The sequence below is a fragment of the Candidatus Nitronereus thalassa genome (assembly GCF_032191465.1).
Lineage (GTDB): Bacteria > Nitrospirota > Nitrospiria > Nitrospirales > UBA8639 > Nitronereus > Nitronereus thalassa.
In genome coordinates, this window is the sequence record NZ_JAQOUE010000001.1 from 1725980 (window position 1) to 1739365 (window position 13386).

9 protein-coding genes are annotated in these 13386 nt (G+C 49.3%); 2 read left to right on the top strand and 7 right to left on the bottom strand.

Going from position 1 to position 13386, the window contains the following annotated elements; translation table 11 throughout:
• Positions 1-122: 122 nt before the first annotated feature.
• From PPG34_RS07730 to PPG34_RS07750, 5 genes are all read right to left on the bottom strand, one after another.
• Positions 123-1748 (bottom strand): di-heme oxidoredictase family protein, encoded by a 1626-nt coding sequence (locus PPG34_RS07730; protein ID WP_313832613.1) that lies wholly within the window; start codon positions 1746-1748, stop codon positions 123-125.
• A 491-nt stretch (positions 1749-2239) separates the two neighbouring features.
• Positions 2240-3184 carry a malate dehydrogenase gene (gene mdh, locus PPG34_RS07735; RefSeq protein ID WP_313832614.1) on the bottom strand — a complete coding sequence of 315 codons (945 nt, stop codon included), beginning with the start codon at positions 3182-3184 and terminating at the stop codon, positions 2240-2242.
• Positions 3185-3217: 33 nt separating this feature from the next.
• Entirely contained in the window at positions 3218-3631 is a 414-nt protein-coding gene (locus PPG34_RS07740; RefSeq protein ID WP_313832615.1) for a hypothetical protein, read from the bottom strand.
• A 134-nt stretch (positions 3632-3765) separates the two neighbouring features.
• Positions 3766-6822 carry a nitric oxide reductase activation protein NorD gene (locus tag PPG34_RS07745; RefSeq protein WP_313832617.1) on the bottom strand — a complete coding sequence of 1019 codons (3057 nt, stop codon included), beginning with the start codon at positions 6820-6822 and terminating at the stop codon, positions 3766-3768.
• A gap of 78 nt (positions 6823-6900) precedes the next feature.
• A complete protein-coding gene (locus PPG34_RS07750) occupies positions 6901-7191 on the bottom strand; it encodes a DUF167 domain-containing protein (protein WP_313832618.1) in 291 nt (96 codons plus the stop codon).
• A gap of 155 nt (positions 7192-7346) precedes the next feature.
• Between PPG34_RS07750 and PPG34_RS07755 the strand changes: the two genes are divergently transcribed.
• Positions 7347-7553, top strand: coding sequence for a hypothetical protein (locus PPG34_RS07755; protein ID WP_313832619.1), 207 nt, complete (start codon positions 7347-7349; stop codon positions 7551-7553).
• Between the two features lie 98 nt (positions 7554-7651).
• Positions 7652-9589: a S9 family peptidase gene (locus PPG34_RS07760; protein WP_313832620.1), complete on the top strand. Its 1938-nt coding sequence runs from the start codon at positions 7652-7654 to the stop codon at positions 9587-9589.
• An 8-nt stretch (positions 9590-9597) separates the two neighbouring features.
• On the opposite strand, the gene PPG34_RS07765 is transcribed toward PPG34_RS07760, so the two are convergent.
• Together PPG34_RS07765 and PPG34_RS07770 are read right to left on the bottom strand one after the other, a co-directional pair.
• A complete protein-coding gene (locus PPG34_RS07765; RefSeq protein ID WP_313832621.1) occupies positions 9598-10359 on the bottom strand; it encodes a response regulator in 762 nt (253 codons plus the stop codon).
• A 15-nt stretch (positions 10360-10374) separates the two neighbouring features.
• Complete coding sequence (locus tag PPG34_RS07770; RefSeq protein ID WP_313832622.1) at positions 10375-13116, bottom strand: PAS domain S-box protein; 2742 nt, start codon at positions 13114-13116, stop codon at positions 10375-10377.
• Positions 13117-13386 lie beyond the last annotated feature (270 nt).

Below are 13386 nucleotides of genomic sequence, written 5' to 3' on the forward strand. Positions count from 1 at the left end.
AAGCCGAGTTTGCACCTCCGGCTTAGCCGCGACCTCCGCAAAGCTATTAACAGAACCAAGGTCATGCAAGAGGTGGGAGTGAGACCCCACCTCTTGCCCTCACCAGATACATCTGGACTGCGTTATTCGGGGTCAGTCGGGTCGTTAAAAAGAACCGACAACTTAATGCTCCCGTGGCCCGACTGTGGGAACCCAGGGTCATCGGGATTTCCAGGATCTAGGTTGGATGCCGTATCCGGTGGCCCAAACAGTACGAGAGATTCCAAAAATTCCAGTACCGCACCTTGCTGTCCACTGTTCAATCGGGCAAATCGATCTCTCGATTTTTTGGCTTCTCCGCCATGACGAAGGATGACTTCGCGTAAATTGATGCTTCTGCCGTCATGTCCATAAGTTGGGGTCGAGCCCACGCCCCAGAGTGGTTCTGTAACAAATTCCTTCGTCACACTCCCGTCGAATTGTCTTTCATAAAAATTGGGGCCGAGGTCATGTCGCTTCAGGTCACTGTAAAAATTTTCCACGACAAATGGTTGCCCCCCCGGAGACTTCAGCGAGGGCAATCCTAAGCCATCCTGGTTTTCGGTGAACAGCGGAATGGCCGTCGCAAAGAGTTGATTAAACACCCCGCGACGATCATAGACCGTTTTCACATCCGCGACACGGCGATCCTTTTCAATGGTGAGATTCGGGATATGACAGGACGTGCATTTGATGTTCTCCAGGAGCCGCTGCCCTTTCCTGATCGAAGATGGTTCGAGTCTATCCGAACGCGTGCGCCTAGACGAAGCAGGTTGATAGGTGCCAGGTTTAAAATAATTCAACAGGTAGAATTCCAAATGATCGACCAGACTGACTGGGATCTCATTTGCAACGCCATCAAGATCCGCATCATCTGACTCACTGAAAACCGGCGGTGCTTCAATCGCATCAAGGCTCCCGTCAAGCACCATACCGGAAGGCGTCACAACCCGTTGCCCGGCAGCCGCATTGGCTAAATCCGGGTCGAACGCCTCTAGTCCCATCTCTGCATTCAAGGCGCCGACCACAAATTCGCGAATCGAGATTGTCCCGCCATGATGAAAAAATGGCCGAACCCGAAGATCCGGATTCACCCCTTCGACTTCCGACGTATCGACCGTTCCATCGGGATGCCCGATAATTTTTCCAAAACTTATGCCTTTACTCTTCAAACGCAGGGTCTTTGGCGCACCTTGCTCTTGCGCACGTTGAATGGCTAAGGAGCGAATGTTTCGGAGATCGGTCGTGATTTCATCACCAAGCATCTCGACGAGGCCCAAGCCAAACAAATGCGGGGCATCACGGCTGTCCGGCCTGGTAAAGACATTGCCGCCAAAGCCGGCCGACCCACGGGGACGCCCATGGCATCCTGCACAACTATCAACCAAACCAGCCCCGATCGATAATTCCGTCTCGATATCACCGACACCATCTCCGGTGCGTGGGCCAAAACCTTGGCTGACTGTAAACTTTCGCTGAAAGAGATTGCGCCCGCGCGCAATGGATCGAAAGGGATCGCGTTGGATAAGATAGAGGGAACTTCCCGGAATGCTGTTGTCTCCGCGTCCCTCTCCGATTTCGTCTTCCAAAGACTTCTTGATTCCCGCATTCGCGGCATTCGGGGTTTGAGTCACATCTGTTTCTTGCGCCAATATAGGATCGGCAACAAGCGTCACCAGCGCACAGACAAAAACAGCTGACTTCCACGGTGTGGAGGTTGCAGGTGCCATGAGTATCTCCTCTCCAATGAAGAATCGGACTTGTAATTGTTTTGGATAACTCTGTTTTCGGCAACTGACTGCATTCCTTGCCTAGCCATTATTTAAGCTCATCGAGCAATCATGACGGGGATGCCTCGTTTTGAATTCGATGACTGGAGGAAAATGCTAGCGACTGATCAAAGGGAGTAGATTTAATCCGACGAAAGTAAGGATAAAACATAAGGGAAAAGAATTGGAGTCACAGACGGGGCAAATTTCAGAAGGGGCCGTGGTCACCGAGGCAGTCGAAGGAAAGTGGGTATTTCATTTTCTATTGCAGAGCAAAACATAATTTCTGGAAACATGGGAATGCACCGAGAAGAAACAAACGGAAAAGGAGTTGGCGGATACAGTATTAAAACCGTGAAGCGTAATGCATTTCGTATGTTGCGGAGAAAAATTAAAGAAGCTTCGCCTGCCTTAGGCTTGGCGCATAGGGGGCCACCTATCTATGGTTTTCATCAACCCGCATCCAAAATTCCATCCACCTCGTCACATAGTTCTTGGACGCCTTTGGCCGATGTGTCAAAGGCGGACTTTTCTTCCGCCGTTAACTCATATTCTAAAATTTCTTCCACCCCATTTTTTCCAAGACGAACGGGGACTCCCATATAGGTACCCTTTAAGCCGTACTCACCTTCGCATCGTGCCGCACAAGGAAGGACCTTGTGCTCATCCTTAATGATTGCCTCGACCATTTCCACAGCAGCGGCCGCAGGCGCATAGAAAGCACTTCCGGTCTTCAGAAGGTTCACAATTTCGGCTCCGCCGCTACGCGTCCGTGTCACGATTTCCTCAAGCTTTTCTTTGGACATCCATTGGTCCACAGGCCGGCCACTGACGGTGGTGTAGCGAACCAAGGGCACCATGGCATCCCCATGACCGCCAAGTACCATCGCATGAACGTTCAGAACCGACACGTTTAATTCTTGAGCAATAAACGTACTAAAGCGAGCTGAATCCAGCACCCCGGCCATCCCAACCACGCGCTCTTTTGGAAAGCCACTCACTCGATGAGCCACATGGGTCATCGCATCCAGTGGGTTGGAAACAATGACTAATACGGCCGACGGAGAACGGGGCACGATTTCCTGCACTACCGAACGAACGATCTTCGTATTCTTTTCAAGCAACTCGGACCGGCTCATGCCTGGCTTTCGTGCCATGCCCGAAGTAATCACCACAACATCTGAATTGGCGGTCGCGTCATAATTGTTAGTTCCTACAATTTCAGAGTCATACCCACACACGGCCCCGGCTTGTGCCAAGTCGAGGGCCTTCCCTTGGGGCAACCCTTCCACGATATCGACCAAAGCGATGGCGTACCCTTCCCTTTCAGCCAGCCGTTGCGCGGCCGACCCACCCACATTTCCTGCTCCGACGATGGTGATTTTCTGTCGACTCATGACTCACCTTTTCTTTAGAATGCGAATACCCACCTAGTCGTCATCGTGACTTTCCCATCCACCTACTTTGAAATTTATTGTGCAGACGAAATTATCTCCATCATAAAAATTTACTTTGATCTTTTTTCGACCATATTCCCGAGCCAAAAAATCCTCGGGAGCATCCACCAGGCCTTGATAGCCGCCCGCTGGATAGGCTCCTAAATCATTGAATCCCACGATCATACCCTGCTTCACTTCCTGCAAAATCCTCGCGGTACACCGAGGATACACTTCCCAAAACTTCGTATCAATTTCATCGCGCGTGGGCTCAGAGCTTGCGTCACCGATTTTTCGATCTTTTTTATCAAACTTGGCTAACCGCCGAACATAGGGATATTGGTGACCGGTAAACAATTTATACAGCCATGGGGGCACATTAGGTCTTTGGGATTCCTCTACCATCATTTAACTCAAGGGGCGTGCAAAATTCGTGAGGGACCCGTAGGATCTCGTCGCTTGTCGCTCGTCGCTCGTAAAAAAATCACGCCGGTTGCATTTCCTTTTCTTTTTTTTTCGAGATACAAAATACGAACGACACTTCACGTTCTTCCAGTTAGTCGTTGATACACCCGCGGCAACCGTTCCGGCAAGTCCACGACATTATCCAGGACCAAATATTGCACATCTCCATACATCCGCTTGAGATACCCTGTCGTCTCCTGATCAATCGTCAGGCAAAATGGATTAATGCCACGTTGACGGGCCTCGTGCAAGGCCATCTTCGTATCCTCGAGGGCATATTCTTCGGCGTAACCTCCATCCAAGGGCTTCCCGTCACTCAGCAAAATAAGCAATCGATGGCGCGCGGGACAGTGAAGCAATTTTTTTGTTGCGTGACGAATCGCGGCCCCGTCCCGATTTTGTTGCAACGGAGTCATGGCTTCAATGCGCTGGCCAACTTGACAACGCGCTGTCTCCTCGAAATCTTTGAGCACTAAGAAATCCACCTGTTCCCGCCCTTGCCCGGAAAACCCATACAAGGCATATTGATCGCCGATAGCATCCAACGCTTCCGCTAGTAGAACCAACCCTTCTTTTTCAATATCAATCACTCGCCCCGCACCAGATTCAATTTGCCGACCGGTCGATCCACTCATGTCTACTAAAAAGGCGACGGCTACTTGCCGTTCGCGTTTATCTCGCCGAGAATAAATTCGGTCTGATGGTTCGGCACCTGCCCGTCTTGCCACGACTCGACTAATAGCAGCATCAAGGTCGAGTTCTTCTCCATGTTCATATCCATGGACTCGACGTAGAGCCGTTGGCCTGATCGTTTCAAAATATCGTCTCAATATCCGGATCGACGATCCATGTTTTTCAAGAATCTCTTGGGCAAAGTCTGTGCTGCCTTCCGTTCCAGCGCGTTCAATCACCCGACACCACTTAAGACGATAATCTTGAATCTTCCCATCCCACTCAGGATACAGAAAGGTCCGCTCCTCACTTTTTTGAATCGGCAACTCACCCTGGCCTGAGTCCTTGACGGCCCAATGGTCCTCTAGCACCCGATCCTGACCAGGGGAACCATCGCTGAGTTTTTGCGGCTGCTCGTCCAACAATTTCTTCTTGCCCGATCTATCGGCCCGTGAGGAAGATGACTCACTCGCGCCCCCAAACTCTTTGAGGTCTGGACCTTTCTCTCCGGATGGAGCGATCCCCTCTTCTGATTCCGTGTCACCCTGAACCAACTCCGGGCTCATGTCTCCTCGATAAGCGAAGTTCGTAATTGGGCGATACGCGCCAGCAGTCTCTTCAGCCGCCCGCGGGCCAGCACCGATATCGGTTTCATCCTCTTGAGATTCCGGTGGCGGTTCCGTCGTAGGCAACTCATAAGTCCCAATCATGTCTTCCATGACTTGATAAATCTGATCCGCGACTTTTAGGACGTCCCCCGTCTTCGCATCAGGGTGTAATACCGATTGCGCCAGGGTCCAACACGATTCGATCACCGGCTTGAGCTCATCTTGGAAATGCACGGCTTCCGCCCCATCAGTCAAATGTAGCAACAACGCATCCAGAACCATTTCGCGGGCCGTCATCCCATGAAGAAATGAACGCATGCTGACTGAAGCCTTCGCCAATGCCGCAAGATCTTCACGAAGCCCTGGATATTCTTGCTGCAGAAGAAATTCCACGCGCGCATCTTCGAGGATGGTCCATAGGTCCTTTATCACTCCCTTTTGAGGAAACAAGGAGAAAAGTTCATCCAAAGTATGGATGGAGGCTAAAGGTTTTTGTTCATCCAGATACCGAGCCGCAACTGTTTGGCCCATCTCTTGTAAAAGTTGAGAGCTTATTTGATAAGTCCCAAATTCCAGGTGGCCCACTTCATGAGCGACCATCACGGTGTAACATCGAAGATTCACTTCACGCGTCGGGTATTGATTCATTACCATAGGCAATCGCACTCGCAGACCTTGGGCCGTTGTTTCAGTGTGGACCTGATTGCCGCCTTCAGGTAATGATTCAATAAGTACCGACTCCCCACAAATCATCTGTGCAAAGAGCTTCAAGGAACGTGCCACCTGCCGAAGCGTCACGCCATTCATCGCCTGTTCAATTGAACGTAACGCCTTATCCGTTTCCAGCGCGAAATACGCACGAGCGCCATCGACGCTATAATCCAGGACCTCCATTCCTCCTCGAAACCATGTTTCAAACGCCTTATGTTTCTCATCCGACCCCACTGCTACATTCACTACTTCTGGACACCGACGGAGATAGTCCAAGGTGACGTTCGCATCACGTTCGGCCACCAGCAATCCATATTGCAGGACGAGAGTTTGCCATTCTGGTGAGGGCAAGGCTTTCATCAATACAGGGGCTTCGACCAAAAAAGTTAAGGCGGTTTCCGGGGACCGATCGGCGAGGGTCGAACCAAGAATCACCACTCGTGGTCGAAGTTCCTTCGAGTCTATTTCTTTGAGGAGGGAGGGACTGGTCCGAAAAAATTCCAAAATGCCTACATAGTCAGGTTTCCCAAGACTATTTTGCGTGATGAGCTTGGTACCAAAAGCCACCCAGGAGCGAACCTCATCGAGCGGGAGCACTTGGGCCACATTCACACATTCTCGAAAAAACTCAATGCCGAGGACCTGGTTCCACTCCGTCAGCTCCTGCCCGACCTCGGCCCAGCCGGCCAAGTCGATGGAAGGGTCCGCAAACAATAGTTCCGGGGTTTTTCGAAAAAACTCAAACGCGCAATTCGCGGCATACTCCGAATCGCTATCCACGATTTCCAACACCGTTGATAACACCTGGTGTCGTTGGACCGGAGACTCCAAGATTCCGAGAGTCGGTGGGCTTTCCCGAAAATATTTCAGCGTGACAGCACCAGAGTGAGATGCCAATCCAATAGTCAGGTCTAACCAAGGGATCACGGTTTGCGGGTCACATCGACGAAGCACTTCTGGTAAAGCCTCAATGGCACCACCCGCAAGTTTGGCGGAATTGTCCTGCAACTCAGTCAACAGTTCCAAAGCCTGAGGTGCCACATTGGCTTCGACTAATTGCCGGGAAACCTCGTCAGCCGACTCTTGAGTCAGCCTGTTTTCAAAAATGGCTAGGAGTTGTTCTTTGTAGGATGAATGTGTCATCGCCAGTGCGTAAACCTAAAGGTCGAGAATTATAGGAAGGCCCCCATGTGGTTGCAAACTTTTTTGGCATGCCGCCGACTAGACTTTTGGGAGATTGAATGTGGTTCGGAGGAAACCTTCAGTGACTCCAATAAGTTGGATCCGCTTGTTTCGACTAGCTGGCCCTGCATAAACTGACACCGCACCTTGAGGAAGCGCAAACAATTTAGCCAAATACTGGCATAACGCTAGATTCGCCTTCCCCTCCACTGGCGGTGCAGCGACTCGAAACTTAAGGGCGTCTCCGTGAACCCCGACAAACTCCGTTTTGGAAGCCCTGGGTTGCAGGTACACCGAAAGAATTACCCCGGTGGATGTCGCCTCAATCATAACTCTTTCAATGACTTACGAAATTTTTCCTATTTTTTACGAAATCCACACACCATAAATTTTTTTCAAAAATCGTATTGACAAGGAGGAGGGTTCGGGCATAGAATTAACTTAAATGATAACGGTAATCAATATCGTATTCGTTGGAGGCCATCATGTTTCTCTGTGTATGTAAAGGCATCAAAGAGTCAGACGTCCAAAAACTTGGACAAGCCGGGATGACCTGCCCCAAAGCCTTAGCTTGCACGCTAGGAATTGATGACGAAGACAATTGCTGCGGACGTTGCATCAATAACATCGATGATTTTGTGAATCTTGCCACGAGCGAACTCATTCAACTCCGTTCTTCTGTGGAAGTGTAATTTCAGCCCCCTCCCTTTCCTTTTCAGCGGTAAAAGCCTTATCCTCCAAGAACTACACTTTCCAACCCTAGTCACTGTCCCTTATTGAGGAATCGATAATGCCCTCTCGTGTTGCGCCGTACGGATCGTGGGAATCTCCCCTCACGTCAGATCGGATTGTCTCAGAATCCATCAAACTGGGACAAATGACCGTCGATCAAGATCAGGTCTATTGGATTGAGAGTCGGCCCTCCGAGGGCGGACGAAGCGCCATCGTTCGGCAGAATCGTGATGGCCGACAAGAGATCCTTACCCCTCCGCCATTTAATGTTCGAACACGAGTCCATGAATATGGTGGAGCCCCTTACCTTGTGTCCAACGGCATCATGTATTTCTCCAACTTTTCCGATCAACGGCTGTTTCGGCAATTGCCGGGACAGCCCCCTACCCCTTTGACCCCAGAAGCTTCTATTTTTTACGCCGATGGCATTTATGACCAAACACACAATCGGTTGATTTATATTCAAGAAGATCACACCGCCTCAGATCAAGAGCCCATCAATACCATTTCCAGCATTCCGCTTCACCCTGAGGATAAACCTCACCTTGGGACCACGCTTGTCAGCGGCAACGATTTTTATGCGTCACCACGCCTGAGCCCCAATGGGCGCCAACTGGCCTGGCTCACATGGAATCATCCCAACATGCCTTGGGATGGTACCGAATTGTGGATCGCGGATATTCAATCGGACGGCACTCTTACCCAGGCACGCCGTATTGCCGGAGGCCCCAACGAATCGATTTTCCAACCGGAATGGTCGCGGGAGGGATTTCTGTATTTTGTCTCGGACAAAAGTGGTTGGTGGAATCTGTATCGATGGCAAGACGAACAGGCCTCTTCGTTATGCCCCATGGAGGCTGAATTCGGGCTGCCCCAATGGGTCTTTGGCCAGAGACTCTATGGGTTTGAATCCCCCTCCCGCATTATTTGTGCCTATACACGGAAAGGCATCTGGTATTTAGCTCGTTTAGACCTAAGCACGGAACACCTGGAAACATTTGATCTTCCCTACACCGATTTTGACCAGATCCTTGTTCGAGGATCTCAAGTTTTCTGCACGGCAAGTTCCCCCGTTCATCCAAATTCAATTATTCGATTCGACCTGAATACCCAACAAATTACCACCCTTCGACAATCCACGGATTTCACGATTGATGAAACATTCGTATCAATCCCCACAGCCATTGAGTATCCAGCTCAGGATGGCTCCATTGCCCATGCGTTTTACTACCCTCCGCACAATGCCAACTTTCAGGCTCCGACGAGTGAACGTCCGCCCCTTCTGGTCAAAAGTCATGGCGGCCCTACAAGCGCAGCCTCAACCTCCTTCAACCTGATGATTCAATTCTGGACGAGCCGAGGATTTGCCGTACTTGACGTCAACTATGGTGGAAGCACGGGATATGGACGCGCCTACCGAGAACGTCTGAATGGACAATGGGGAATTGTGGATGTGGATGATTGTGTGGGGGCAGTGCAATACCTCATTAACCAGGAAAAAGTCGACCCCTCACGAGTCACGATTACCGGCGGTAGCGCAGGCGGATATACCACGCTCTGTGCGCTAACCTTTCGAGATTGTTTTACAGCGGGATCGAGCTACTATGGCGTGTCAGATCTTGAAGCCTTGGTTCGCGATACACACAAATTTGAATCACGTTACTTAGACGGGCTCATAGGACCGTTCCCGGAACGCAAAGATCTATACGATCAACGCTCACCGATTTATTTCACCGACCGTCTTTCGTGCCCACTCATTTTGTTCCAGGGGTTAGAGGATAGAGTCGTCCCGCCCAACCAAGCCGAAAAAATGTTCGAGGCAGTGAAAGCCAAAGGGCTCCCGGTAGCCTATATTGCGTTTGAAGGAGAACAGCATGGGTTTCGTAAATCAGAGAATATCAAACGAGTCCTAGACAATGAATTATTTTTTTATGCCAAGATTTTTGCCTTTGAACCTGCCGACACACTCGCACCCTTCGCAATTGAAAACTTGTAAGCAGGGCCTTACTTGTTTTTATCACCTGTCCACGTATCTTTCAGAAGATTTTGGATGAAATTCCGAAGCCGGGCCAATTCCTTGGAATGAAAAGACCCTTTGGTCTTTTGGAGGACTTGTATCGTTTCGTACAGACCATCGCGCAATCTGAGATAATCCACCAGTAAAGAAGACGTGTCACCCGTCGGCTGCAAAAGTTGATCCTGTTTTTCCAATGAATGCAAAATCTCTTCAATTTGCTCCTGCAATTTCTTAAGTTGAGGGTTGGCGCCCAGAGGCTCCTGAGAACTCCCCTCCAATTCCAAGCCCCGATATGCGACAAGGGTATCCTCTAATTCCGCCAACTGTTTTACCCGTAGAGCCGTTTCCTGTTTAGCTTTCTGCACGGACCGCCAAACCTTTTTATGGTGCACTCCGCGTTTGGTGGCATCCAATAATTTGGGAAAGTCCACGGGTTTAATCATATACTCCAAGACATTCAGACGAACCGACTCTACCGCGGTTGGAATCGATGGATAACCCGTCACCACAATCACAGGAAGCGCGAAGGCACTCCCATGAATCTCATCGACCAGTTCCAGAACACGATTCCCGGGCATATTCAAATCCGTGATCAATAAATCAAAGTCCGTCGACTTTAAAGCACAAGACATTTCTTCAGCGTTTTTCACAGTGCGGCAATCAAAGCCCTCTTCCTTTAGAAGATCTTCCGTTGCCTCCAAAAATGTATCTTCGTCGTCGGCTAATAAGATAGTGCCTAGTCCTAGCATACAAACCACTCCTTCTTACGATGCAGCCTTATGTAAAGGAATCGTGATACGAAAAGTTGTTCCGTATTCCAATTCTGTTGAAAAGTCAATGGATCCGCCACACGATTCCATGAGACGATGGGAGACCGCTAGCCCCAATCCCAATCCACCTTCTGTGGACGTCCCTTCTTTTGTGGTAAAAAATGGGTCAAAAATACGGGGAGCCACCTCTGGGGAAATGCCTGGTCCTTGATCAGAAACCAAGACAACCACGGAATCAGCATGCTCCTCGATGCCGATATGGATCACCCTATTTCGATGTGACACATCCAGGGCGTTTTGAATAATATTACACAGGACTTGAGTCATACTCGTTCGAGAAATTTTGGCGAAAGGCAAACTATTCGGGATGTTCTCAAGCAGACTGACGCCATGCCTCTTCGCGGAATCTTTCATGATCTCTATCGCCGACTGAAGAATTTCATGTATCGGGACGGGTTCAAGGGAAGGCGAGTCGGGACGATACAATTGATACAGCTGCCGAACAATATGGGCCATCCGGTCAACGGAATCGTGAATTTTCCCTATATACTTATATCGAGGGTGCGTCACAGGAAGCGCGCGTTTGAGCACTTCCAAGGATTGACCAATGCTGGCAAGGGGATTATTGATCTCATGGGCCACACCCGCTGCAATTTCCCCTAAAGCTGCGAGTTTTTCTACCTGCATTCGACGCTGCTCCAATTCTTTGATGCGCTCGGTTCGTCGTTTGACTTCCTCTTCTAGCTTTTGGTTATGACGCTGATTTGCCTCTTCCAAGATTTTTCGATCGGTAATGTCTTGAGCATATCCTCCAATTCTGTAGGGATTTCCCTGTTGGTCACGAATGGGAAACCCCCGATCCCGAATCCATCGAATAGATCCATCGGCACGAATTATGCGATATTCCTGATCAAAATGACCCGTAGCCAAAATATTCATAAAGCTATCGACAACCTTGGGTCGATCTTCCAGATGGATGAGATTCACCCATTCCATAGGATTCTGGTAGAGGGCTTGCGCCGAACATCCCCACAATTTTTCGTAGGCGGGATTGACATAGAGGACTTGATGATTCACCCAATCGGTCAGCCAAATCACATCTTCGGCATTGTCGGCAAACTGTCGAAACCGTTCCTCACTATCCCGAAGAGCCTTTTCTGCTTGCTTAAGCTCGGACATGTCAATGACATTGGCCACCCGATACAGCACTCGTCCCAAAAGATCCGTGATGGCCGAGACCGTCACAAGCGCAGGGAATGTTGAGCCATCCTTGCGATGATGATTGCATTCAAAGGAATATGATCCGCGTTTATGTATTTCTTGAATAATTTTCGGAAGCTGTTCTTTCCATTCCAGCGCGTAGACTTTAGCAATGGGCTGTCCAATTAATTCCTTAATCGCATACCCGTGCATACGAGCGAACGCTTCATTGACTAACTCGAAATGATAACTGTCCCCTGGACTCACGGCTACGCCCCATTGCGTATGTTGAAAAATCGTCGCCCATTTATTCACCATTTCCTGGGATTGCTTGGTGGCCGTGATGTCCTCAATAATGGCGATGGCATATTCAAATTCCCCGGCAGCGTACCGAATGGGAGTGACCGTCAAGTTCCCCCAGACCACGTGGCCATCTTTTCTGAGATACCGTTTTTGCATGGTGTACGAGTCTCGCATACCTGCCTTTAGCTCTTGAAAATAGCCCAAGTTGATCTGAAGATCTTCCTCATGGGTAAATTCCATAAACGACATATTCTGCAACTCATGAGAGGAATATCCGAGAAATGTTTGCAAGGAGCCATTGGACTCAATCACATATCCATGGCTATCAACGACAACGATCCCTATTCCCGCATTCTCAAAGGTTGCCCGAAAACGCTCCCGGCTTTCTTCTAACGCTTTTTCGGCCTTTTTTTGTTCCGATACATCAACCATCACACCACGTATTTTGACGGGCCGATCATCTTCCACTACCACAGTCACAAAATCCCGCAACCAGATCACTTGTCCGTCCTCTCCAATCATTCGATACTCAAGCTCATGCGCCCTCTTGGCTACCGTTTCTTGAAGACAGTAGGACAAAGCTGAATCCCGGTCCTCCGGATGGAGATGAGTTGCAAAAAATTCAGGTTCATTTAGCCATTGAGTTATGGAGTAGCCCAAAAGCCGTTCCGCCTGTTGACTTACAAATGTAAAGCGGTACGACGGAAACTCGCATTCCCAGACAATCCCATCGATTGAATTCACAAGATCCTCATACGCTCGCTGAGATTTCATCAATTCCTGTTCAGCTAATTTTCGGGAGGTGATGTCTTCAGAAATTCCCAACAGATATTGAGGACGGCCTTGTTGGTCGTATAAGGGAATCTTTTTGGTATGGAGAATCCGTATACCCTTCCTGCGGGTATGGATTTTCTCTTCAGGAATATCTAGAAGCGTTCCATCCTGGAGAACAGCACGGTCTTTGGCCGTAAAAAAATCGGCTTCTTCTTCTGGGAAAAAATCATAATCATTCTTTCCAATAAGGTCTTCCCGGTCATAACCAAGAAGAGATTCGCCCGCCTGGTTTATTCGAACAAACCGAAGATCCTTGGCATCTTTAAGAAACACCATATTCGGTAAATTCTCAATAATGGAATCCGTCAAGTTCTGCTCATCGTGCAGAGGGATTTCCTCTCTAGGGTTGGTCACATTCCCTGCTTGATTGACTGATTCTTGCGCACAGTTTCCATCCATTTTTATTCCTTGCTCTGTCTCCCGTCGTCTGATTTGCGTTTACAATCTGACTCCCAGCATTTCGCACAGAGACCATTTACGGCGTGAAATTCGTCATTGAAACGAAAAGCCAACCCTTCCGCTCCATGATGAACAAGTTTTTATTTATGTGGATCAAAAACATTACGGCCAAAAGGCCTAAGCCAACGCCATAATAAAATTGGTTTGTACAGGCATGGGTTGTCGCGAACAACGTGATGAGGGAATCACGATGCAACTTCCAGGTCTGAC